This window comes from Psychrobacter sp. 1U2, assembly GCF_051847575.1.
This window is the reverse complement of the sequence record NZ_JBPYDC010000028.1, coordinates 1-23,235: the sequence shown is the minus strand read 5'-3', so window position 1 is coordinate 23,235 and position 23,235 is coordinate 1. Positions and strand designations below refer to the sequence as shown.

At 44.8% G+C, this 23,235-nt stretch carries 21 protein-coding genes; 8 read left to right on the top strand and 13 right to left on the bottom strand.

Features of this window, described 5'->3' with window-relative positions; genetic code table 11:
* Positions 1-15 precede the first annotated feature (15 nt).
* The 6 genes from ACS8FD_RS11555 to ACS8FD_RS11530 form a co-directional block, all read right to left on the bottom strand.
* Positions 16-909, bottom strand: a complete 894-nt coding sequence (locus ACS8FD_RS11555; protein ID WP_439275994.1) for a bile acid:sodium symporter family protein — start codon at positions 907-909, stop codon at positions 16-18.
* Positions 910-1,140: 231 nt separating this feature from the next.
* The gene (locus tag ACS8FD_RS11550; protein ID WP_439275993.1) at positions 1,141-1,614 is read right to left on the bottom strand and encodes a YbjQ family protein; all 474 of its coding nucleotides are present in this window, start codon (positions 1,612-1,614) and stop codon (positions 1,141-1,143) included.
* 78 nt (positions 1,615-1,692) lie between these two features.
* Positions 1,693-2,166 (bottom strand): YbjQ family protein, encoded by a 474-nt coding sequence (locus ACS8FD_RS11545; RefSeq protein ID WP_439275992.1) that lies wholly within the window; start codon positions 2,164-2,166, stop codon positions 1,693-1,695.
* A 71-nt stretch (positions 2,167-2,237) separates the two neighbouring features.
* Positions 2,238-2,798 carry a UPF0149 family protein gene (locus ACS8FD_RS11540; protein WP_439275991.1) on the bottom strand — a complete coding sequence of 187 codons (561 nt, stop codon included), beginning with the start codon at positions 2,796-2,798 and terminating at the stop codon, positions 2,238-2,240.
* 156 nt (positions 2,799-2,954) lie between these two features.
* Positions 2,955-3,200 carry a PA3496 family putative envelope integrity protein gene (locus ACS8FD_RS11535; protein WP_439275990.1) on the bottom strand — a complete coding sequence of 82 codons (246 nt, stop codon included), beginning with the start codon at positions 3,198-3,200 and terminating at the stop codon, positions 2,955-2,957.
* Positions 3,201-3,351: 151 nt separating this feature from the next.
* Positions 3,352-4,863 carry a hypothetical protein gene (locus tag ACS8FD_RS11530; protein WP_439275989.1) on the bottom strand — a complete coding sequence of 504 codons (1,512 nt, stop codon included), beginning with the start codon at positions 4,861-4,863 and terminating at the stop codon, positions 3,352-3,354.
* A gap of 405 nt (positions 4,864-5,268) precedes the next feature.
* Between ACS8FD_RS11530 and serB the strand changes: the two genes are divergently transcribed.
* From serB to hemJ, 6 genes are all read left to right on the top strand, one after another.
* Positions 5,269-6,507 (top strand): phosphoserine phosphatase SerB, encoded by a 1,239-nt coding sequence (gene serB, locus ACS8FD_RS11525; protein ID WP_439275988.1) that lies wholly within the window; start codon positions 5,269-5,271, stop codon positions 6,505-6,507.
* Between the two features lie 201 nt (positions 6,508-6,708).
* Positions 6,709-7,713, top strand: a complete 1,005-nt coding sequence (locus ACS8FD_RS11520) for a DUF368 domain-containing protein (protein WP_439275987.1) — start codon at positions 6,709-6,711, stop codon at positions 7,711-7,713.
* A 280-nt stretch (positions 7,714-7,993) separates the two neighbouring features.
* The gene (aciT, locus tag ACS8FD_RS11515) at positions 7,994-8,395 is read left to right on the top strand and encodes an AciT family ciprofloxacin tolerance protein (protein WP_439275986.1); all 402 of its coding nucleotides are present in this window, start codon (positions 7,994-7,996) and stop codon (positions 8,393-8,395) included.
* A 199-nt stretch (positions 8,396-8,594) separates the two neighbouring features.
* Entirely contained in the window at positions 8,595-9,101 is a 507-nt protein-coding gene (locus tag ACS8FD_RS11510; protein ID WP_439275985.1) for an SCP2 sterol-binding domain-containing protein, read from the top strand.
* A gap of 145 nt (positions 9,102-9,246) precedes the next feature.
* Positions 9,247-10,425 (top strand): biotin synthase BioB, encoded by a 1,179-nt coding sequence (gene bioB / locus ACS8FD_RS11505; RefSeq protein ID WP_439275984.1) that lies wholly within the window; start codon positions 9,247-9,249, stop codon positions 10,423-10,425.
* A gap of 77 nt (positions 10,426-10,502) precedes the next feature.
* Positions 10,503-10,937: a protoporphyrinogen oxidase HemJ gene (gene hemJ / locus ACS8FD_RS11500; RefSeq protein WP_439275983.1), complete on the top strand. Its 435-nt coding sequence runs from the start codon at positions 10,503-10,505 to the stop codon at positions 10,935-10,937.
* 115 nt (positions 10,938-11,052) lie between these two features.
* On the opposite strand, the gene ACS8FD_RS11495 is transcribed toward hemJ, so the two are convergent.
* The 6 genes from ACS8FD_RS11495 to ACS8FD_RS11470 form a co-directional block, all read right to left on the bottom strand.
* Positions 11,053-11,793: a hypothetical protein gene (locus ACS8FD_RS11495; RefSeq protein ID WP_439275982.1), complete on the bottom strand. Its 741-nt coding sequence runs from the start codon at positions 11,791-11,793 to the stop codon at positions 11,053-11,055.
* Positions 11,794-12,125: 332 nt separating this feature from the next.
* Positions 12,126-12,623 (bottom strand): hypothetical protein, encoded by a 498-nt coding sequence (locus tag ACS8FD_RS11490; RefSeq protein WP_439275981.1) that lies wholly within the window; start codon positions 12,621-12,623, stop codon positions 12,126-12,128.
* 75 nt (positions 12,624-12,698) lie between these two features.
* Positions 12,699-13,415: a ribonuclease PH gene (gene rph, locus ACS8FD_RS11485; protein ID WP_201558964.1), complete on the bottom strand. Its 717-nt coding sequence runs from the start codon at positions 13,413-13,415 to the stop codon at positions 12,699-12,701.
* Between the two features lie 161 nt (positions 13,416-13,576).
* Positions 13,577-15,328, bottom strand: a complete 1,752-nt coding sequence (locus tag ACS8FD_RS11480) for an AMP-binding protein (RefSeq protein WP_439275980.1) — start codon at positions 15,326-15,328, stop codon at positions 13,577-13,579.
* Between the two features lie 281 nt (positions 15,329-15,609).
* The gene (locus tag ACS8FD_RS11475; protein ID WP_439275979.1) at positions 15,610-17,337 is read right to left on the bottom strand and encodes an AMP-binding protein; all 1,728 of its coding nucleotides are present in this window, start codon (positions 17,335-17,337) and stop codon (positions 15,610-15,612) included.
* Between the two features lie 304 nt (positions 17,338-17,641).
* Entirely contained in the window at positions 17,642-19,441 is a 1,800-nt protein-coding gene (locus ACS8FD_RS11470) for a YfbK domain-containing protein (protein WP_439275978.1), read from the bottom strand.
* Between the two features lie 309 nt (positions 19,442-19,750).
* On the opposite strand from ACS8FD_RS11470, the gene parC reads away from it, so the two are divergent.
* Entirely contained in the window at positions 19,751-22,045 is a 2,295-nt protein-coding gene (gene parC / locus ACS8FD_RS11465; protein WP_439275977.1) for a DNA topoisomerase IV subunit A, read from the top strand.
* A 93-nt stretch (positions 22,046-22,138) separates the two neighbouring features.
* Entirely contained in the window at positions 22,139-22,624 is a 486-nt protein-coding gene (locus tag ACS8FD_RS11460) for a hypothetical protein (RefSeq protein ID WP_439275976.1), read from the top strand.
* A 44-nt stretch (positions 22,625-22,668) separates the two neighbouring features.
* On the opposite strand, the gene ACS8FD_RS11455 is transcribed toward ACS8FD_RS11460, so the two are convergent.
* Positions 22,669-23,208 carry a hypothetical protein gene (locus ACS8FD_RS11455; protein WP_439275975.1) on the bottom strand — a complete coding sequence of 180 codons (540 nt, stop codon included), beginning with the start codon at positions 23,206-23,208 and terminating at the stop codon, positions 22,669-22,671.
* Positions 23,209-23,235: the final 27 nt, after the last annotated feature.

Sequence of the window (23,235 nt, the reverse complement as noted above, 5' to 3'; positions counted from 1 at the left end):
GAGATGTTTTACTGATTAAGCATAAGCCACTTGCTGTTTTTTGGCTTTACCACTGAATACTTTGACTAAGATACCGGCGGTAAAGAACATAATCAGCGTATAAATAGCCGGTGTCATCGACATATCATAATTAGCTAATAGCGTCAGCGCCATAAATATCGATAGCGTACTGTTTTGTAGGCCAACCTCCATCGTAATTGAGGTTCTTTGCGCTAAGTTCAAACCCAGTAGTTTACTGGAGAAGTAGCCGAGTGCCATAGTGACTAGATTGAGAATTAATGATACTGGACCCGTAGCGATAAGGGCTTCTACGATAATATCTCTTTGCACATAGCTCAAGAATACCACTAACATCGCCAAAAACGTTACCCCAAACCTAGAAACGAGGACTTGCGAGCTATCCGCTACCCTAGGGGCAAAGCGTTTAATCAGCATTCCGATACTAATAGGCAAGATAGTAATCACAAACAGTGAAATCATGGTTTTAGCAATAGGCAGTTGGAACTCGGAACCTGCGCCCATAAAGTGAATGAGCGAATAACTCAGTACGATAGGGATGGTAAAGACAGTAATGACGCTAGCAATAGCGGTCATAGTCACTGATAACGCCACATCGCCTTTGGCTAAAAAAGTGAACAGGTTGGAGGTCGTGCCACCCGGACATAGCACTAGTAACATAACGCCCACCGCATATTCAGGACGCAGCGGCATGATATTGGCAAGGGCAAAACCGATAAGCGGTAGCATGATGAGCTGATTGGCTAAACCTATACTCACCGCTTTGGGAAATTTTACCACGCGCTTGAAGTCGTTTACGACTAAGGTTAAACCCATGCCCATCATAATCAAAAATAAACAGATAGGAATGACGACTGAATTGACGAAGGTGACTAGCTGAACACTTTCCATAACTACTTCCATGTAGTGAAGACCTATTTAGGTCAAAAATGAGGTTATAAATGAGTATAACGGTACAAGAGTAAACTCTTTGCTCACTTTCGACTACTTACCAGTCAACAACAGGCTTTTGTTTTTTAATAGCAGAAAAAGAGAGAGGGTCTAAGTAGGAGGTAGTTTTAGCAGACAATAGGTTTATTTGAGCGGTACTTTATATATGAGGCGACTGATAACAGTAGATAATCATTTAAGATTTTCGCGACTAATGACTGCGGTGCCATAAGCAATAGCCTCAACCATACTACCGAGCTGATTGATGTTACTGACTTCTAAGCGCAGTCCATAGATATGATTATAGCCTTTGCTATGCGCCTGCGTACGCATACGCACGATCGCTTCGCGGCGAGCCCGATCGAGTAGCGTCTCATAAGTGGTGAGGTTTTTGCCAAATAAGCTAAGTACTTTGGCGATGACCATTTTGAAGTAGTCTTGAGCGATGACAACGCTGCCGAGTACCAGCTCCCCTTCACTGTCAGCTTGTAACTTGGGACGATAAAAACGCTCGCTTGAAACAACAATATGACTCAGCTCTTTTTCTGCTACAGATAAACGTACTAAATGCTGACGCTCATGGCGCGCACCAAAAAACCACCCTACTATAAATAGAATAAGTAGCGGTGCATAATTGATCAGCATCTGCGTTAAAGAGTTATTCATAACCCGTCTCTAGTAATAAAAAAGCTCTAAGCGTTTAACGGCTTAATTAATGGCATGATTTGGCTTTAGAAAAAAGCACTACTCACCAAAAGGATTAAATCGGGGCAAGTCATCTGTTGAAGGGTTAGTAGGCGTTGGCTGACCTTGATTATTAGAAGCTTGGTTATTAGGCGCCTGATAAGACTGATAGCCCGTATCGCCAGGATACTGATTGGGTAGTCGCTGCTCCTCGGGTACTGCTTTGATCGCGGTGCCGTAAACAAATAACTCAGAGGCGCCCTGCGCGATACTAGAGGTCGAAAACCTTAGACCGACAATGGCATCAGCACCTAACGCTTCTGCTTTGACCACCATACGATCTATCGCTTCTTGGCGCGACTCTTCTAATAGCTCAGTATAAGCGGTCAGCTCGCCGCCAACGATATTTTTTAGACCCGAAAATAAGTCTTTACCGACATGCTTTGAGCGTACGGTACTACCATAGACGACATCTAAGCGCTCAGTAATACGATAGCCTGGTAGATGCTCAAGATTGGAGAGTTGCACGGTCATGGAATGGCCCTGTTAATCGTTTACTTATTAAAATACATATGCAGTGGCGATGTATTGCTGATAACTTAAAACTAATCATTAGTATGAAATAATAAAAATAGCTCAGTCAGGTTACCTTCGATACTGTTAGCCATTTGCGCCATTTTATTGTCATCACTGCGCATTTGTACCAGTTCCTCATCTTCATCATCGATGCCGCTGAACACAACCATAGGTAAAGTTAACACCGCGACATCCTCAGCAGTCTCTTCGTTCTCAAACCAATCCTCAGCTTCATCAGCATACATCGCATCGACAAACCCTATCGACCAAGCGACAATATCTGACTCTTCAGAGAAATCCATCGCAGTATCTTCATGCTCTGCATCTTCATTAAATGGCAACTCAATTGGCTGCTCATTTTTGAGCTCAGCGAGGATAGCCTGACGCCACCGTTTCACGCCATCTACCACGTTTTCTGGTAGTTTGTCAGCTTGACCTTCGAATAGTGCCTCTAACCAATTAGGCAGTGGACGACCGATTACCGTAGCCGTCAAAAACCCATGGGTAGCAATACTATCGAGCACATATAGGCTCTCTTGGTTGTCCAAAAAATCTAGTAATTGATCAAAGCTCAATGGGTCGCTACTCATGATGCGCTTCCTTGTTGTTAGGTTGGCAAATTTTAAGACTACTTTTAGATTACGACGTTCTAGACTAGGATGTATTAGCTTAGCACGACTAGCAGATAGGTTGTTTTAACTAAGTGTGTTGCCCTTTTCGGTAAAAGGGCGTAAGGGCGTTGAGAGCTAGAGCTCTTCGTCATCATCCCAATCGGCATCCCAGTCGTCATCGAGATCATCGTCATTATCATCTGCTAAGTCGTCTTTCAAGGCTTTTGCTAGACGCTTTTCTTCTAATAAATTATCAATGAGACGACGCTTCTCTAAACTGCTAAGGCGCGTACGGACACTAGTCTCCGCCTCTTCTACCATCTTTGCATCATCGTCATCGGCAAATTCATCATCAAAATCATCAATATCAGGATCACTCATGACAAACTCCTATTATTTGTACCAAAAATTCAAAATCATTCACTTTATATAAGCCTTATAAAGTCTCTAAGGTGTCTTGTCAATGCTTTTCGTCGTTAGGCGCATTTTATCTTAACAATACACCCCCTGTTACCTAAGCTACCTAAGCTATTTAGGCCTCGCTTTCTGTCATTAGCACTGAGTTGCGCACATCGGCTAAACGCTGCATCATAGCATCATTGCCCCCATCAAATATCGCACATTCACGCTCATAGACGGTCGTTGGGCGCTTGACACTTTGTACCTGCACGTAGCTACCGATCTGTTTTAGGCCGGCATGAGGTAATAGTATAAGCATTTGCTCTTTTTTCCCGACGCTAGCGAGTAGCTGAGTCATTGCATCTACTTGCGCTTCATCACTAACGCCTACTTTGGCGGGTAGCGCAAAGCGAGATAGCTCAATATGCTTATCATGGATGATCTTATTGAGCATCAAATACAGCTTGCCTAGCATCACTCCTGCTAGCGCCACTTTTGCGTGGCTATTATCTGCTTTAAGCACCGCTAAGGCGCCATTTTCATCAAAATACGGCTTATTGACCGCGCTAATGCCCAATAACAAAGGCTGTTTTAACAGCTCAGTCAAGGCTTGCTGTAATAGCTGTGTGCATAAGGCCAGATAAGGCATACGCGTCTCTGGCGCCAAGCGCTCGAGCATATTGTACTCGTCATGAAAGGTGATATGGACACTTATCGTCTCAAGGGCGCGAGAAGACGATAAACTAGAGCTCTGCGCGCTAGGCTTAACAGCATCATATCCTTTGGCACTTGCCCTATCGGTTGTGCTATTTTCGGTGGCATCAGTTTTGCGCTCCGCTTGCGCCATAGCCGCACTCATGGAGGTTTGCTCAGCGCCGTCACTACCTTGAGCTGCACTGTTAGTGCCAGTTGAATGATTGTCAGCTGATTGCTGGGATTTGAGATAAGCGTTCAACTCACTATGAATCGTTGCCGTATTGACCGGGCCGGTTTTGGCATCCATTGGCGCACTAGCGCTGTCATGAGGCGCTGCTTGCGCGTTAGTATCCGTTTCGCTCTGCTGACTGATCTCCTCGGGATAACGGCTATGAGCCTGCGCTCGGCGCGCATATTGCTCACGATGCACGTCTTCTATGTCTTGACTCAGCGCGCTGATTTGCTCTTTTGTTGGCCGCGCAACATAGCTATAAACTAATAACAGCAATAAATGCAGTATCAATGAGCCAATCACAAAGGGCCACTGCATGGTGATAATCTCACCTTTGCTGATATCCTTTAGGGTTAGCGCTACGCTACCGATCACTGCATCGCCATTGGTCGCTATTTGGCTAATAGTGTTGCCTTGTTGCATAGGTGCATTGCCGACAGGTACTAGCACCTCATCGTTATTATCCTTAATAACCAGTCGCGTGACGTCTTGCTCACTGGTATAGCGATTGGCAATAACGCTTAAGCTGACACGGTCTTGGTTTTCTAAAGATAAGCGAGCCTCATCGATAAGCTGAGCGACCATCTGCTCGCCTTTTAGCTGACGGCTATTGCTTAACTGCTGATCAGTACTAATGACCAACAGCAAGGTTTGCAAACAAAAACTAATCAGAATAATGATGGCAAACAATCCTTGCCGCGGCGCTAAATAAGTCATGGTAGAGTAAACTTTTTTATAAGAAAGAGTGAAAAACGATACTATCGATCGTTTTTGGGAAAAGCATATTGTCAAATAGCGGCTAACTGCTCTATAGATAAGCTAACTTGTGCTTGCCAAGCAAGTTTTATCGCTGAACGCTAACGCGCTTAATAGCTACTATATCATCATCATGGCTATCATAGTTTATGCCTATAATAAATTTAATACTCTAGGATTTAAGCCTAAATCTTCACCAATCCTACTGTCGTCAGTTTAGAGAACTATCTAGCGCTATTCGCCACCTTTGCGTCTGCCATGATGCTTTTTCGCTTGCTAGATAGTTTGTGCCTCACATATAGGCTTAGCGTACTAAAGCTGTTATTATTCCTAATCTTATCTGCGCATACAAGGGACAATTTAGCCATGCCAAAAAATACGCCTTACTCGTTACCAAAAGACAGCAAAGCATGGCAACAAGCCGTCGATTCTGTCGCCGCGCTGCTACCTAGTGGCACTAACTTGACTGACTTTGATGCTTTGCAATCGCTACCCGTGTTTGCTTTGATTGTGGTGCTCCCCGCTCATGTGCCAGCGCTAGATATTCATAACTATGTACAATCTTGGGTTGATGAGCAGCCAAGCTGGCATTTGGTCACGGTAGCCGAGGATGCTGAGGCAAGCTTTATTGAAATTGATGTTGCTACGAGCGACTCAGCGGCTACTGACCATTCGCAGGCGAGCCAATCGGCCTTTGTCCCCGCACAAGTGTTCCGCTATCTGCTAGTCCCTGTGACTGATACCTTAATGCATCCGGCCAAGAAGGTGGCCGCGGCGCACATCATCGACGACCAGCTAACTACCCGTCTGCGTCATGATTTGGCTCAGCACTATATTGACAAGAAAAGCACTGATAATCTAAGCACTGACAATGCAGTCGACTCGCGTATGGATAGCGATAATTTAGTCGATTGTCATATTTTGTCTATCGGTCACATCCTACGCACGCATAAGCTAGCTTGTTTTGACATGGATTCTACTCTCATTGAGCAAGAAGTCATCGTTGAGCTGGCCAAAACCGCAGGCATCGGTGCAGAAGTCGAGGCGATTACTGAGGCCGCTATGCGCGGTGAGATTGATTTTGATGAATCTTTTGTTAGCCGAGTGGCATTGCTCGAAGGCATTCCAACGACGGTGCTCGATGAGATTTGTGCGCGTCTAACGATCTCTACCGGCGCTCATACCACGATCACTGCGCTAAAAGCTTTGGGCTATCATACGGTGCTCGTCTCAGGTGGTTTTACTTACTTTGCCGATTATATCGCTGAACAATTAGGCATCGATGAAGTGCATGCCAATTTTTTAGATATTGAAGAAGGCGAAGTCACGGGGCATATTCAACTGCCTATCGTCAATGGTGATAAAAAGGCGGCGATCGTCAAACATACCGCTGAGCGCTTAGGTATTGAGATGTCGCAAGTGGTCTGCGTGGGTGACGGCGCTAATGATTTACCGATGATGGCGCTTGCCGATTTAGGAGTCGCCTATAATGCCAAGCCTATTGTCCAAGCCCGCGCCGATGCGGCAGTCAATGTCACGGGACTAGAAGGCGTACTTTACGCGCTTGGCTATCCCGAATTAACGCAGGCCTCCCCAGTCCGTTAAGTATAAAATGCAATACATCCTCTGGTCGTCCGTTAGGCTCATCACGCTGGGCTAATATTATTGCCTTAGCTCAGTGTTATTAGCTTTTTGCTAGACCATAGTACCTCGGACGCTAGACGTTGCGTCTATAGACTGTATGATTACAGACCATAAAATCACAAACTTTCTCTAGCTGTTTAATTGTTATAAGGAATGTCAATAATGACATCACCCTCACCGCGGCCAGATGCGCCGTCCGTTCATCAGCCTAACACCTCTTCTCTTAGTAAGTCAGATCAATCTAAACAACTCATAGGTGTCTACATAAAAGGTATGGCAATGGGCGCGGCTGACATCGTACCAGGCGTTTCTGGTGGTACTATCGCTTTGATCGCGGGTATTTATCAGCGTCTTATTAATGCGCTTGGTAGTATTGGACCTAGCCTGTGGCAAGTGTTTCGTACTGATGGCGGCATAAAAGGCTTGCTTGCGATTTGGCGACAAGTCGATGCAACTTTTTTATTGTTTTTGCTATTAGGTATTGTTACCAGCTTTGCCACTTTAGCCGGGATGATTAAGTACTTACTGGATAATCAGCCGTTGCTAATCTGGTCATTTTTCTTTGGCTTAGTTGTCGCCACTGTAGTGATATTATTGAGCGAGATCAAGCGCTGGACAGCGGCGCGCGCAAGCTTATTTATCGCAGGGTTGCTCATTGCAGTCTTTATTAGCAGTTTACCAATATCCTCAGCCACTCCAAGTTTGCCCTATTTGTTTTTTGCTGGAGCGATTGCCATTTGTGCGATGATTTTGCCCGGTATTTCAGGCTCGTTTATCTTACTGCTCATGGGCGCTTATGATGCCGTATTAGAAGCGGTAGATACTTTTAATTTGTCGGTTATTTTTACCTTAATGGCAGGAATGTTGACCGGACTACTGCTTTTTACCCGTCTGCTAAAGTGGCTATTATCAAGATATTATCAAGCGACTTTGGCTTTGCTAACAGGCTTTATTGCTGGCTCCTTAGTCAAGGTTTGGCCGTGGAAAGTGGATGCGCTCGGTACGCTCAATAGCGATGCGATTCATAATGTCGCACCTTGGCACTACCCTACTGGCGCGCAGTGGCTGACAACTTTGGGGCTGATGATTCTAGGCGCAGTTCTAGTATCGCTACTGTCTTGGTGGGGACATCACAGTCAGCAAGCTCGCTCGAATTATGAGCCATGAGTAATGACTATAGTCAATCCACTATAAAATACATACAGTGCTACTGGTATAAATTTTCCTTTGCTGTGCGACTTCGTCACTCTAGAGGCAGCGCAAAACCCATCCCAGTAGCACGCCATAACAGCGGCACTTTCTTTATTTAGCACTCACTATAGTAAGGATAAATAGCCTAAAAAAAGAGACGTCAACTGTTGTCGCAACCCCGCTTTTCTCACTTTAGCTTTCGCCCTTTTGCTTTCATAATAGGTCATTGGAATTCACCTTATGAATAGCGAGATGAATGATGTTATCGACTGTATTTTCTATAGCCAGTGTTGAGAGCTTAAGTGTGACTGGCAATACGAGCGCTTTGTTGGGTTATGGTTTATTAGCCAGTCTCATAGCTGCAATTGTCCTCTCTTCGCAGCGCTGGCTGCTATGGTATGTACTAGGCGGCATCGCCTATTGGTTAGCTGTTGAAGTGATGCATAGTGGACTGATGCTTTGGACATCGCTCTCAGATTGGCATGGATATGTGGCGGCGATGGGGATCAGTTGGCTGCCCTTGTTTGCTTGGGTACTCTACCGCGCTCTACGCTATGAGGACGTCAGTCAAGCGATGGAGCAAGAGCGTGCACTCGCGGCAGCGCGTTATGTCGAGCACTCGCCTATTTATGATGATTACCAGCCGCGCTTTGAATAAAATGACCTGTGGTTATAAAAGCGCCTATTAATGGCGCTTTTTTATGGTTATTTCTACTTTATTGTTACACGATACTTAACGGTCTCTACGCAACTACTAATGAATTGCTTTGCACGCATAAGTTATCATTTAAATATATGCTTATAGTCATAATTACTATAGAGTACGCTTTATTTTACTGACCCTTAGGAGTCTTATTATGTTTACTGTTCCTGTTTTAGATATCAAGTCTGATCCATTAGATGTATTACTCGCGGTTGTCGGCTATCGCTTGTCCATGCTTGCTGATAGCGATAATGAAGAGTTTCAGCAGCTACTGGCTGACCGCCAAGTGGTGATAGAAATCGCTAGTGAAGAAGCAGACATTGCTCGTCATTTTAGTTTCGATAACGGTCAATTTGAGCAAAAAAGTGGCTCTGCTGAAAAAGCCGACCTGACCATCAAATTTAAAGACTCTATGACGGGTGTGAGACTACTCACCAAAGGTAGCTTGCCAGCCTTTATGACGGCGGTGCAAGAAGGTAAGCTTAGCATTGAGGGCGATTATAGCTTGATGATGTGGTTCAATAAGCTGGCCAAGCATATCGTACCTACTATTCCAGAAGAGTGTGAGCCTTATATCAATAAAGCTAAACCTTACGCTTATAAAGCTCAGCAGTTTGCGGAGCATTGGGTGGGCGTCGCTAAACATAAACTAGGCAAATAATTTTTGCCAAATAGTGACTGAGTTGTTTTGTCTCCTCGCGCTAAGTATTTTAATTAGGGTTACGGTATACTAGATGCCGTAACTTTTTTTATGACCTAAGGTTTGTATTTTGGTCTGACATTCTATATAAATTAAAGGATTAATGATGGCAGGATTACTTAGTATCTCAGAGCCTACTACGGTTAATGATAAAGCAGATGACACCAGCGGTTTTGTACCTTCCACCTTACATTCTGCTAAATCAGCTACTGCCCTAGCAACCGACGCCACCCAGAATCAGACTCACCTTAATGACCATAAGTACAGTCGTACAGAGATAGCAGAACTCTTTGATTTGCCGCTTATGGATTTATTGTTGCAAGCGCAGAGCGTTCATAGAGAGAACTTTACAGCTAATGAGGTGCAGATTAGCACGCTACTATCTATTAAGACTGGTAATTGCCCTGAGGATTGTGGTTACTGCTCACAGTCTGGCCATCACCGTGATAAGACGCAATTACAAGCCGAAAAACGCTTAGCAGTAGATAAAGTGCTTGCCGCTGCCAAACGCGCCAAAGCTAGCGGCTCATCAAGGTTTTGTATGGGAGCAGCTTGGAAGCATCCTAGCCATAAAGATATGCCTTATGTGATTGAGCTCATAAGGGAGGTCAAAGCGTTAGGTCTTGAGACTTGTATGACTTTAGGTATGCTCGATTCAGAACAGGCATTACAGTTGGCTGACGCTGGGCTTGATTATTATAATCATAACCTCGATACTTCTAGAAACTATTACGATCAGGTAGTTAGTACCCGCAGCTATGATGACAGGCTAGACACCATTAGCCACGTCCGTAATTCAGGTATTCATGTCTGTAGCGGCAATATCGTCGGTATGGGTGAAAGCCGTGACGATAGGATCGACTGGGTGCATGAGCTGTTAAAGATGCCAAAAGCGCCGGAATCTATCCCTGTCAATTTATTAGTGCCTATTAAAGGTACACCGCTCGGTGATAAGGTGTTAAGCGAGGGCGAGCTGCCCGTACTGGAGTGGATTCGTACGATTGCGGTAGCACGCATCTGCTGTCCAACTAGCTATGTGCGGCTCTCAGCGGGGCGTGAGAGTTTATCGGATGCCGAGCAAGCATTGGCATTTATGGCGGGCGCTAATTCATTTTTTTATGGCGACAAGCTGTTAACAACAGGTAACGCCAGCCAAGCCAATGACAATCGATTAATGCAAGAGCTGGGCTTAACTGCGCAGATAGCAGCGCCTAAAGCCCCAAAGGTCGTTGCTGTTTTTGATGCGGCGAGCGGTCAGCAGTCAGAAGTATTGCTCACTGAATAAGCCGATTTACTATTAGTAAAAACCCTTATAGAGCGTTATAAATAAGCGCATTAAAAATAAAGTGTAGAGAGTAAGTTATGGTCGATTATTTTAATTGGATTAAAGCGGCGCATATTATATCTATGGTTTGCTGGTTTGCCGCGATATTCTACTTACCGCGCTTGTTTGTTTATCATGCCATGAGTGATGATCTTGTTAGCCAAGAGCGCTTTATTGTAATGGAGCGCAAACTATACCGCGGCATCATGACCCCATCGATGATCGCCACTTGGATATTTGGCTTATGGATGGTGGGACTCGGCTGGGAGGTCTATAAGACCCAAGGCTGGTTACATGTTAAAATTGTGCTAGTCATTCTACTATCGGCCTATCACGGTGCTTGCGGCTTTTATCGCAAAAAGCTTGTCAACCAGCCGCAATATAAAAGCCATAAGTTTTGGCGCGGATTCAATGAAGTACCGGTACTCGGCTTAGTTATTATTGTCATCTTAGTGGTGGTCAAGCCGTTCTAATCAACATTTACCTGAAACTTAGCCTTTAAAAGTTGCTACCAATACGAGCAAAAAGCGTCCACAACTCATAAGCTTCGGACGCTTTTTTATGCTGATTCATTAAGAGTGGTTTAAGCTAGATGGTTGGGCGCATAATCTGATAGACATTGCTGAGATCATAGACCTTGTAACGCGCAGGCTCGCGGCGGTTTTCACCAGCATAGCTGAGCATCAAGGCTTGCCTAGCGGACTCATCAACCCAGCCAACAAATAGACCGCTGTGCTCGACGCCGTTATAGCCATGATTAATATAGTACAGCCAGTCGCCCGCTTGTATCTCGTTACTATTGGCGTACGGGCCTTGCCGATAAATACCTTTATGGACAGTATCGCGAGTCACCCCTGCTCGCTTAAACACTGCATCTAAGTAGTCCCAGCAGCCGCCTTGAATGATAGCGCGCTCATTGAGCGCCATAGTCCGTGCGGTACTGATGACCTCGCGCGCGGCCGTACTGCTTTGGCTCTCAGCTTGGCTCAATATTGGCAAATATTCGCTATCGACATTATCATAACTGCCGGATAAAAACGCAGGCAAAACTTGCGGCGGCTGATAAACCTTTTGCGGATACTGATAGCGATTACGGCTGTCACTACGAGTAGCATCAGCTCGCTGAATGATGGAGCGAGTACTGACTGTAGCAGTTGGTACTGCCGAATACGATGACGTATAACGGGCACTGTCCTGCGCTGACTTTTGCGCAATAAGCGCACTCATACTATCAGCGTGAGCTTGACCCATAGTCGCTATCCATAACGCTGCCGTTAAGCATGACGCACCAGCCAAGTATACATTTGAGCAAACCGAAAAACGCGACATGACCCACTCCCTGTCAAAATAGTCACTGCACTTGCAATAGTAAATATCTAATAGTAAATATCAAACCATAATGATCTGATACTGCTTAGTTAAAGCGAACTAGCTTTAGTTATAAACTATTTATATAGGAATCTGCAAGCATTATCGCCACAATATAACCGACAAAGGGTAATAAAAGCCAGATAATCGGCAATATGATCTATTAAGAGGGATGTGATAAAAAAGACAGGCTAACAAGGAAAGTACAGACGAGCTTTTTCTTATAGTCGTTTGTAATTATAGAGAAACACAGAAGGAATTAATTATGCAGTTGACCGCGAAAAAGTACAGCTTTAGTCTGAGCTATCCTGCATCTTAATATTGACGTGACGTTTGCTCAGCGCTTGACCTTGTAGTATCGCTTGCGCAGCTTTGGCTTCTTGTACATTATCGAAGCCGCTTATATGGTATTTACGGTTATCATTAGCATCTAAGATCTGGATTTGCTCACCAAATAAAGTGATTTTATCGCCCTCGTCTAGCTGAATAGACTCCCGCTTGCCTGAATACTCATGAACCAACTCACCTGCGCGCACCCATAATACGCCACTGCTGATGACGCCGCCGAGCTGTTTTTTGCGCTGCTGGCGCTGCCTATTAAAAAAGAAACTACCAATAATGAGCAGAGCAAGGGCACCGATAGAAAGGCGCTCAGACAATAAGCTCATCGCCATCGCTACCGCAACCGCGCCGATCAATAACGCTGAGCCAAACCAAAACAGCCCATTATCACCAGTAGGCGGCTGCCCTTGTAAGCTAATCTTCGCACCATCATCAGTCAGCTTGAGCATAGAGACGACCTGTCACAGAATAATAAAACAACCCGTAGCTAGAGGGTCACTAGCATGACCTTCTAGCTGGATACCTTACCAGCCTAACGCTGTTTTTTGTAGATCGACCAGCTCGCTGATTCCTTTTTCGGCTAGCGCCAACATATCATCAGCCTGCGCGCGGGTAAACGGCTTATCTTCAGCAGTACCTTGCAGCTCAATAAACTCACCTTTTTGCGTCATCACGACGTTTAGATCGGTATCACAATTAGAATCCTCTTCATAATTGAGATCCAGATAGGCTTGACCGTCTTTCATACCGACTGACACTGCCGCGACCAAACCAATGAGCGGATCCGCTTTAAGCTTTTTGGTTTTCTGCAAGCTCTCTAACGCATCGATTAGCGCGACTGCCGCACCGGTGACACTTGCGGTACGCGTACCACCATCTGCTTGCAACACATCACAATCAAGATAGATAGTGTTTTCGCCCAATTTGCTAAGATCGATCATCGCGCGCAGGCTACGACCGATTAGACGCTGAATTTCTTGCGTACGACCCGACTGCTTACCGCGCGCCGCTTCGCGCTGGTTACGGGTATTGGTCGCGCGTGGCAGCATACCATATTCGGCAGTCACCCAGCCTTTGCCTTTACCTTTTAGCCAGCGCGGTACACCGGATTCGACACTGGCGGTACAGAGCACTTTGGTATCGCCGAAGCTAACCAACACCGAGCCTTCAGCATGTTTGGTATAGTGACGCTCAAAGCTGATTGAACGAAGTTGGTCAAGCTCACGGTTATCATTACGCATATAGTATCCTAAGGTAGAGTTGGGACAAGGTGATAAAAAACCCTTATAAAATATAGAAGATATCCTAACGTGGCAGCGCGCTAATAGCAAGATTGGCGCAGTACCGTACGGCTCTATGAGCACTTTAGGTTCAATAAATGCTCAATAGCAGAAAATGCCGTCTATTCTAAACCTTCCATTTTACGTAGTTCTTTACGTAAGATTTTGCCGACGTTGGACTTTGGCAGCTCATCAACGAACTGTACATGGCGAGGACGTTTGTAGCCAGTCAATTGTTTTTTACCAAAATCGATAAGCTCTTGTTCAGTGACATTGCCTTTTTTCACCACAAAAATCTTTGGATCTTCGCCGCGCTCGTCATTTGGAACACCGATAGCTCCGACTTCTTTCACCGCAGCGTGCTCGCTCATCGCTTCTTCAATCTCGTTCGGATACACGTTAAAGCCTGAGACTAATATCATATCTTTTTTGCGATCAACGATTTTGATAAAGCCTTTTTCATCCATAATGCCGATGTCGCCGGTTTTTAGATAACCGTTTTTGGTAAAAGTTTCTGCGGTCTCATCAGGACGATTTTGATAGCCTATCATGACCTGTGGGCCTTTCACACAGATCTCGCCGCGCTCACCGATTGCCACCTCATTATCGTCATCATCGATAAGAATAATGTCGGTACTCGAGGCAGGAATACCAATTTTACCGGTGAATTTGGCAATCGTCATCGGATTGAAAGCGACTACTGGCGAGGTTTCAGACAGGCCATAGCCTTCTACAATAGGTAAGCCTGTAACTTTATGCCACTCTTTGGCAACGCTTGGCAGTACGGACATACCGCCGCCGATAGCCGCTTTTAGATTAGAGAAATCTAGTTTTGCAAACTCATCGTGATGCACAAGGCCATTGAATAAAGTGTTAACGGCGGGAATAAAGGAAGGCTTATATTTATCCATCTCTTTGATCAAACCATCGAGATCGCGCGGATTAGGAATCAGTAAGCCCGTATAGCCTTGATACATACCGTACATGCCGCAGACCATAAAGGAGAAGACATGATACAGCGGCAACGCGGTCAAAATCACATCATCGCTATTGGCATCATCATCAAAAGCACTATTCATCAGTACGCTAATCTGTAGCATATTGGCGACTAAGTTACCGTGCGATAGCATTGCGCCTTTGGCCACGCCAGTTGTACCGCCAGTATATTGCAGCAGCGCCACATCGCTTAGATTGAGATTAGGGCGCTGATATTTGCTAGCAGATACAGAATGTAGCGCTTGCTTAAATGAGGTGCTATTAGGCAAATTATAAGCAGGAATCATTTTTTTGATATGACGGGCGACTAAGTTAACGACTACGCCTTTGACCGCTCCGAGCATATCACCCAAGTTACAGACGATAACATGTTTAACCTGACCTTTATCCTCAGCTTCTTGATACGTCTTGGCGAAGTTCTCAACGATGAATAACGCTTTGGCGCCGCTGTCCTGCAGTTGATGCGATAGCTCACGACTAGTGTAAAGGGGGTTGACGTTGACTAAGATCATGCCAGCGCGAATGATCCCAAGAGCCACAATAGGATACTGCAAAATATTAGGCATCATCACGCCGACTTTATCGCCTTTTTTGAGACCAAGCGACTGTAAATAACTGGCGATCTGACGACTATAGAGATCGAGCTGCTTGTAGCTGATTGATGCGCCCATACAAATATAAGCGCTCTTTTTACCATAGCGGCGAAAATTGCGCTCAAAAACGTCAAGTAGCGAAGTATCGTCTTCTGGCATGTCAATAGTGGCGTTGATGTCATAACGCTCATAGGCATTGAGCCAAGGTCTATCACTCGGGATATTCGGTATCGTTGGAAATTCATTTTGGATGGCTGGCGATGAAGCCTTGTTATTGTTAGTCATAAATGGTCCTAAATGAGTCAATTTAAGGGGATATTTAGAATGTCATTATTAAAAAGCACTCTTTATTTAGTAAAATTACAGAACTCTAATGCTAACGACTATAGCATTTTTGCTAAAAATTCTCTATTGCTAAGCAAAACCCTGCGACACAAAAAAAGGTGGCACAAAAAAATAAGGCAACCCATGGCCGCCTTATTTTTATTTACTGATGTCAGATATTAATATCTACGGTTTTTAACCTGCCTTTAATAGCCGTTTATCACTCGCCAGCTAAACTTAGCTTAAGCGTTGTTCTTAGCTTCCATCTCACGCAGATCTTTATGCAGGATTTTACCGACGTTTGACTTTGGTAGCTCGTCGATGAACTCAACATAACGTGGGCGCTTATAGCCAGTAAGGTTGTCTTGACTATATTTCAACACCTCTTCTTTAGTTAGGCTATCGTCTTGACGCACAACAAAGATCTTTGGCACTTCACCGCTCTCGCCATTGTCGATACCGATGACGCCGCACTCAACGATTTTAGGATGACCTGACATTACCTCTTCGACTTCAGTCGGATAAACGTTGAAACCTGAGACTAAGATCATATTCTTTTTGCGATCCACAATCGTCACATAACCATCCTCACCCATGATACCGATATCACCGGTTAAGAAATAACCATCATCAGTCATTACCTCAGCCGTGGCCTCTTTACGCTGCCAATAGCCTTTCATCACCTGTGGGCCGCGTACGCCAATCTCACCGCGTTCACCCAACGCAACCTCATTACCTTCATCGTCGATAATGGCAATCTCGGTACCTGGCATAGGTACGCCGATAGTTCCAGTAAAGGTCGCACTATTAATCGGGTTCGCCGTTGATACTGGAGAAGTCTCCGACAGACCATAGCCTTGCAGGATAATATTGCCGGTCACTTGACGCCATTTTTCAGCGGTTGAGCTCAGTACTGCCATACCGCCGCCCATAGAGACGAGCAGCTTGCTATGATCCATAGCTTTGAATTTCTCATTGATGGCAAGCGCGTTAAATAAGGTATTGACCGCCGGGAAGAACGAAGGCGGATTGGCTTCATAAGCTTTCATCAAGCTATCTAAGTCACGTGGATTTGGCACTAATAGACCAATACAACCGCGATAAATGCCGAACATGCCGCAGACGGTAAAGGAGAAAATATGATACAGCGGCAAGGCGGTCATAATGACAGGCTGCTCGCCGCGCTTATCGAAATCATCGAAGGCGCTTCCCAAGAAAGTATTGCTTTGCACTAAGTTTGCGACTAAGTTTTTGTGCGTGAGCATAGCGCCTTTAGCAACCCCAGTCGTACCGCCCGTATATTGTAGAACGGCAACATCACTAAGGGTGATATCATCTGGACGCTTGTACTTTCGAGCTGGGCTCTTTTTCAGCATATTTTTGAAGCTGACGCTGTTACGAATATTGTATTCAGGGACCATTTTTTTGACATGACGTACGACCGTATTGACCATAAAGCCTTTTAGCGTACCCATCATATCGCCCATACCGGTTATAACGACATTATCGACGACATCACGGCCGATATCTTGGTAAGTTTTGGCGAAATTTTCGACCATAATAAGCGCTTTAGCGTTTGAATCTGTTAGCTGATGCTCAAGCTCTGAGGTGGTGTATAGAGGGTTGACATTGACTAAGGTGAGACCTGCGCGCAGCACACCGATGACCGAAACGGGGAGCTGTAAGATATTTGGCATCATGACCGCTACTTTGTCGCCTTTCGTCAGCCCTAACGAATGCAGATAAACAGCGACTTGTTTACTATATTCATCTACTTCTTGAAAGCTGATCGAAGAGCCCATGCAAATAAAAGCTGTTCTATTACTAAAGTCAGCGAAGCTTTTTTCAACGATGTCGATAAGCGAGCTATTTTCGGGCGGCATTTTGATATCATAAGTTAGCCCGAGCTCTTCATAAGTTTTTAACCAAACTGGGTTGTCATTACGGGTTGAGTTTACTTGATTTTCCATAATCTTCTTGCTCCTAATAAAATAGTAAAGGGTAAAATAATTGATTGGACACCCGCGTAACCCTTAACATACACACTTTGTACAGACTACTCAATATAAAAGAATGTTACTTGCGTGTGCAAACTGACTTGACGGTTACTATTTTTATCAAAAGTATTCGCTAGTAGTTAGATCAAGAATGCTGCATCAATAGTGATAGCGACAATAACACCAAACTAAAGTCTCTCTAATTATCCAGTCTTAAACTTGTTCACTAACGATAACGCTAGCGCTCAGCCGCCGCCCTTCTCTTAATTACTATTGTTTATTCTCTTGCAGGTTGTAGCGCCTCAGCAAGCTCGGTTAATTGGACAAAGCCGCGGCGCAGGCCATTAGCATCATCGACCGTCTGATAGCTCAGACTTTGATTGGCAAGCTGCGTGCTATCGCGGTACTGCCAGTCATTAATATAAGGACTTTGTTGTAGACGCTGCCCGAAGCTGGCCACTGCCACCGCAAACTGGGTATCGGGGTGCGCGCTCATTAAGGAGACTCTTTTACTCACCGTAGCAATCGGCATCTCAAGCAATTGCGAAGATGCTTGCGGAGTCGCTTTATAGCGAATTTTCAAAAAGCCTAGCTCTTTATTACTATTATTATTAGCAGCTAGCGTCTTCCCATTGTCAGTATAGCGACGCGGCGCGCTTGCGCCTTTCTCGCCTTTGGGCGTGATTTCAAATAAGGCAACTATGGCCTTGCCCGCTCCTAATTCGCCTGCGTCAACCTTATCATTACTGAAGTCTTGCTCAGCTAATATGCGATTCTCATAGCCTATCAAACGCCATTCCTCAACTTGCGTAGGATTAAACTCTAGCTGAATTTTGACGTCGCTTGCGACGGTGTTAAAGGTAGAATTTAATTCATCATCCAATACTTTTTTGGCCTCGCTTAAGCTATCGATATAGCTATAATTGCCATTGCCGTTATCCGCGATTTGCTCCATCATATAATCGTTAAGATTGCCGCGACCAAAGCCTAATGTTGATAAAGAGATACCGCGATCTCGATTGGCCTTAACTAGATCCATCATCTCATCGACATCGCTGATACCAACATTAAAATCGCCATCGGTCAGCATCAAGATACGATTGATACTGCCTTTCTTTAACGTTTGACTGGCTTGTTCATAAGCGAGTTTGAGCGCGTCCTCACCATTGGTACTGCCCGCCGCACTTAGACTATTGATTGCCGCTTGAATGGTGGCTGTCTTATCACCGCTCGTCGGCGCTAGTGCCACTCGCGTACTGCCTGAATAAGTGACAATACTGATCGTGTCGGTAGCGCGCAGCTGCTTAGCGAGTAAGTTTAAAGTCGCTTTAGCAAGCGTCAATTTATCGGAGGAATTCATAGAGCCTGACACATCCACCAAAAACACTAAATTGGCCGGCGGCGGCTGAGTGCTAGCGCTACGACTGTACTGAGCCGGATCGATAGCTTTGATGCCGACTTTTAGGATTTGATTGGCCTGATCGACCCTATCCCAAGGCGAATCGACAATCTCCGTCTCTACCACAAACGGCGCTTGCCCTAAGCGCTGGCTATTGGAGAAGTCATACGGGAAATAATTGATCATCTCCTCGACTCTGACCGCGTCGCTGGGCGGCAGCTGACCTTCGTTGAGATAGCGGCGCACATTGCTATAGCTGCCAGTATCAGTATCGATAGATAAGGTCGCTACTGGATTATCTATCGTACGATTGATAGGATTGGCAATGTTTTTTTGGTAGTTATCACCGGTTTGCTCTACCACTACTATAGGCGCAGGTCTAATAATAGCGGGTCCTGAGGAGACATCGTAGAGCACATCAGCGCGGCCCATAGATTGGTTTGTCGCTTGCGAGCTTGCGGCCTTTCGCCTGACTTGAGGTGCTGGCGCTGACACTACGACAGGAGCAGAATTCACTGAAGCTTCGCTGTCTATCACGCGGCTGCTATTGTCGCTAGTCGTCGCGACTCTTTGCTGCGAGCTACAAGCGCTTAAACTTAGAGCCGCTAAGATACTGACGATTAAAGTCCTCGTCGTGACAGTGTGCAAGCGTAAACCATTATAATGAGAGGGTGACATAAATAACATCCTTGTGATTGGGGATAAGCCTTTATTCATACTACTGAACTCATCTGACAAAAGCCATATAAAGCAGCGCTGTTTATAAAACAATAAGGCGTCATGTCCTGTCGTCTAATCGCTTATAGTGCTTTTTAATTACTACAAATTCCTTTACGATAGCACTAACGAATTTTTATACCTTATACCTTACATCATTACAATATAGCTATTTTTATAACCAATAACCGCATTCTATAACGCTAGTTTTAAGCGGTACTCTAAAACATCATCTCAAAATAATCTTTTTGCAAAAGCGAACCTTAATTTATGTCTGATATTATCGATAACGATCCTACCCTCTTAGCGACTGAGGCGATGGACAGCCGCTCTGTGGCAGAATTCACCGAACAAGCCTATCTCAACTATGCCATGTACGTCATCATGGATCGCGCGCTACCCAATATCGCCGACGGCCTCAAACCCGTGCAGCGCCGTATCGTCTATGCCATGAGCGAGCTGGGGCTGAAATCTAGCGCCAAACCCAAAAAGTCAGCACGTACCGTCGGTGACGTACTCGGTAAATACCATCCGCACGGCGATAGCGCTTGTTATGAGGCTATGGTACTGATGGCGCAGCCGTTTAGCTATCGCTATCCACTGATCACGGGTCAAGGTAACTGGGGTAGTCCCGACGATCCCAAGTCCTTTGCCGCGATGCGTTATACCGAAGCCAAGATGTCCGCTTATGCCAATACTTTGCTCGCCGAGCTGGGACAAGGTACGGTTGATTGGCAAGATAATTTCGATGGCTCTATGCAAGAGCCTGTGACTTTGCCCGCGCGTCTGCCTAATATTTTACTCAATGGCACCACAGGTATCGCCGTAGGTATGGCAACGGATATTCCGCCGCACAACCTTAATGAAGTCGTACGCGCCGCCATTCGTCTGCTAAAAAATCCTGAGCTGTCCGTTAAACAGCTCACCCAATCGATACCTGCACCTGATCTGCCAACGAATGCTGAGATCATCACTAGTAAAAAAGACTTGCAAGCGATGTACGAGAGCGGACGCGGTAGCTATAAAATGCGCGCCACTTTCTATATCGATCCTAAAGAAAAAAACCTCGTCATCATTGATGCACTCCCTTATCAAGTCTCAGGTAATAAAATTCAAGAGCAAATCGCACGGTTAATGACGGATAAAAAACTACCTTGGGTGGTCGATATCCACGACGAGTCTGATCACGAAAACCCTTGCCGTATTGTACTTGAGCTGAAATCAACGCGCGTTGATGTGCAGCGCGTGATGAGTCATCTGTTTGCTAGCACCGACCTTGAGAGCAATTACCGCGTCAATATGAATATGATTGGCCTTAACGGTAAACCGCAAGTCAAAAACCTGAAAGAAATCTTGGAAGAATGGCTAGTCAGCCGCCGCTCAGTAGTAACCCGCCGCGTACAGTTCCGCCTCGATAAAATCGATAAGCGTTTGCATATCTTGGCAGGTTTACTGATTGCTTATCTGCATATCGATGAAGTCATTCGCATCATTCGCGAAGAAGACGATCCTAAAGCGACGCTCATGCAGGACTACGACCTCACTGATATTCAGGCCAATGCTATCTTGGACATACGTCTGCGGCAATTGGCAAAATTAGAGGAGATCGAACTACGTAGTGAGCAAGATGAGCTAGCGCGCGAGCGTGCTACTTTACAAGAGTATCTGGATAATCCTGAGAGTTTAACCGCGCTTATTATTGATGAACTTACCGCTGATATGAAGGAACACGGCAACGAGCGTATGTCGCCACTGGCAGAACGTGAAGAAGCGCAGGCATTGAAAGAGTCAGATCTTATCCCTAGCGAACCGATTACCGCAATACTATCAAAAGCGGGCTGGATACGCGCTGCCAAAGGCCACGAAGTCGATGCTCAAGGTATGAGCTATCGCTCTGGTGATAGCTATCAAGCGTATGTCCGCGGTAAGTCCAATGAAAAAATCTACGTGCTCGATAGCACCGGACGTAGCTATAGTATCGACGCGCACAATCTGGCTTCGGCGCGCGGTCAAGGCGATCCATTGACTAGCGTGCTAAAACCACCAGCAGGTGCCAGCTTTGAGCAGCTACTCACCGGTAGCGATGATCAACGCATTATCCTTGCCAGCTCGCAAGGTTATGGCTTTATTAATACCCTTGGTAATCTCGATAGCAATCAAAAAGCGGGTAAGAAAATCATCAATCTTGCTACTGATAGCAAACTGCTACCCGTCGCCCGTATTGATAATAATGCAGGAGCTAGTAGCGATGATAGCGAAGCGGTAACAGCCACCCCTGATCATGTCGCTGTGGTGACTAATGCCGGTTATTTATTACTCTTTGCGTTGGAGGATCTGCCAGAGCAAGCACGCGGCAAGGGTAATAAAATGATCACGCTAAAAGGCGATGAAGAGGTGTTAGCGCTTACGCCATTGAGTTTGCAGGACAGTTTAATCATTACCGCTGGCAAACGTCATGTGACATTGAAGCCGATGGACTTGGTCAATTATAAGGGAACGCGTGGTAATCGCGGTGGTCAGTTACCAAGAGGCTTTCAGAATGTGAGTTCGGTTGAGGTTGGTTGATTTTGGTTTGATTATTTGAGCTTGAGTAAGCTGGGTTAAAAACCTAGCTTACAATTACTCATTCATTTAGTAACTCATTTAAAATTTGATTATATGGACGCAATCTCAATCATACCCATAATTATTTCAGTAATGAGTGTTTTCATCACTCTACTCATGTATATAAATACAAAAGAGGCTGTTAAAAATACTAAAAGGACTCTTGAGCAGTCACAAGATAAATATCTTTACGAATTAAGACTCAACGCTCTGAAAGCTACTAAAGAAGTAGAAATGATTTGGCAGTCTGCTATTAGTGATGTTTATCATGAGAAAGAACGTATCAAGAAGTTTGAAGGAGAACTCAATGCAACTATTAAAAAAATGTTTGATGATTATGAGTTAGGACTGTTAAAACCAAGTCTCGAAAACATCAGTAACATGAGGAATAAGCTATCAGAAGAATTTGATTCTATAACAGAAGGTGAAGCAAAATTGGCAATAAGAAAGATGGAAATAGTAAAAATCAGCTTAAGACAAACCCAGGAAGAATCTGTAAGAAAATTTGAATTGCTTTACAATAAATTGAAAGAAAATTAGCGGTAGGCTGTGCTTTTAACCCAGCTTACCCTTAAAAGCTAAAATCACCATGCTACTTTAATGCCTTTTTCACGCAACGCTTTCTTATACAAGATAATAGTCGGAATTAGGTCTATCAATATACCAAATCCAAACATCAAACATATACTTAAAAGCGTTGGCGTAAAGATACCTAGCTTATACAATATAAACATCGTGCCATAATAGCCAAAATTGACCCAAAGTGACTGAAAGAACATATAGTTTGTTTTACCCAAGCCGTATAAGGTAGCATCCAAGATACTATTATTAAATACAAATACAAAATAAAATACTGTCTGTACTCCAACAATATAAATCACCGCTTTTATATCCTGAACATTCATAACGTTCGTAAGAAAGCTATGCCAAAAAGGAATGGTAATACACCATATAGCGACAAATATTAGCCCTAGTGAGAAATAGCCTTTTGTGTTTTTGGCAATATTATTTACATCTGCCCCAACGTCTCTTTTTACTAACTCGGACAATGCTAAGGCAGGTAGTAACAACCAGCCCCAAATAAAGCTATTAGCTACCCAATAATTACCTTGCTCCTCAACCATGTTAATCATTTTTATGATCATGACTAT

What these genes read in the sequence shown, in the direction of transcription:
- ACS8FD_RS11555 (WP_439275994.1), bottom strand. Translation starts at nt 909, where the DNA reads ATGGAAAGTGTTCAGCTAGTCACCTTCGTCAATTCAGTCGTCATTCCT.
- ACS8FD_RS11550 (WP_439275993.1), bottom strand. Translation starts at nt 1,614, where the DNA reads ATGAATAACTCTTTAACGCAGATGCTGATCAATTATGCACCGCTACTT.
- ACS8FD_RS11545 (WP_439275992.1), bottom strand. Translation starts at nt 2,166, where the DNA reads ATGACCGTGCAACTCTCCAATCTTGAGCATCTACCAGGCTATCGTATT.
- ACS8FD_RS11540 (WP_439275991.1), bottom strand. Translation starts at nt 2,798, where the DNA reads ATGAGTAGCGACCCATTGAGCTTTGATCAATTACTAGATTTTTTGGAC.
- ACS8FD_RS11535 (WP_439275990.1), bottom strand. Translation starts at nt 3,200, where the DNA reads ATGAGTGATCCTGATATTGATGATTTTGATGATGAATTTGCCGATGAC.
- ACS8FD_RS11530 (WP_439275989.1), bottom strand. Translation starts at nt 4,863, where the DNA reads ATGACTTATTTAGCGCCGCGGCAAGGATTGTTTGCCATCATTATTCTG.
- serB (WP_439275988.1), top strand. Translation starts at nt 5,269, where the DNA reads ATGCCAAAAAATACGCCTTACTCGTTACCAAAAGACAGCAAAGCATGG.
- ACS8FD_RS11520 (WP_439275987.1), top strand. Translation starts at nt 6,709, where the DNA reads ATGACATCACCCTCACCGCGGCCAGATGCGCCGTCCGTTCATCAGCCT.
- aciT (WP_439275986.1), top strand. Translation starts at nt 7,994, where the DNA reads ATGATGTTATCGACTGTATTTTCTATAGCCAGTGTTGAGAGCTTAAGT.
- ACS8FD_RS11510 (WP_439275985.1), top strand. Translation starts at nt 8,595, where the DNA reads ATGTTTACTGTTCCTGTTTTAGATATCAAGTCTGATCCATTAGATGTA.
- bioB (WP_439275984.1), top strand. Translation starts at nt 9,247, where the DNA reads ATGGCAGGATTACTTAGTATCTCAGAGCCTACTACGGTTAATGATAAA.
- hemJ (WP_439275983.1), top strand. Translation starts at nt 10,503, where the DNA reads ATGGTCGATTATTTTAATTGGATTAAAGCGGCGCATATTATATCTATG.
- ACS8FD_RS11495 (WP_439275982.1), bottom strand. Translation starts at nt 11,793, where the DNA reads ATGTCGCGTTTTTCGGTTTGCTCAAATGTATACTTGGCTGGTGCGTCA.
- ACS8FD_RS11490 (WP_439275981.1), bottom strand. Translation starts at nt 12,623, where the DNA reads ATGCTCAAGCTGACTGATGATGGTGCGAAGATTAGCTTACAAGGGCAG.
- rph (WP_201558964.1), bottom strand. Translation starts at nt 13,415, where the DNA reads ATGCGTAATGATAACCGTGAGCTTGACCAACTTCGTTCAATCAGCTTT.
- ACS8FD_RS11480 (WP_439275980.1), bottom strand. Translation starts at nt 15,328, where the DNA reads ATGACTAACAATAACAAGGCTTCATCGCCAGCCATCCAAAATGAATTT.
- ACS8FD_RS11475 (WP_439275979.1), bottom strand. Translation starts at nt 17,337, where the DNA reads ATGGAAAATCAAGTAAACTCAACCCGTAATGACAACCCAGTTTGGTTA.
- ACS8FD_RS11470 (WP_439275978.1), bottom strand. Translation starts at nt 19,441, where the DNA reads ATGTCACCCTCTCATTATAATGGTTTACGCTTGCACACTGTCACGACG.
- parC (WP_439275977.1), top strand. Translation starts at nt 19,751, where the DNA reads ATGTCTGATATTATCGATAACGATCCTACCCTCTTAGCGACTGAGGCG.
- ACS8FD_RS11460 (WP_439275976.1), top strand. Translation starts at nt 22,139, where the DNA reads ATGGACGCAATCTCAATCATACCCATAATTATTTCAGTAATGAGTGTT.
- ACS8FD_RS11455 (WP_439275975.1), bottom strand. Translation starts at nt 23,208, where the DNA reads ATGGTTGAGGAGCAAGGTAATTATTGGGTAGCTAATAGCTTTATTTGG.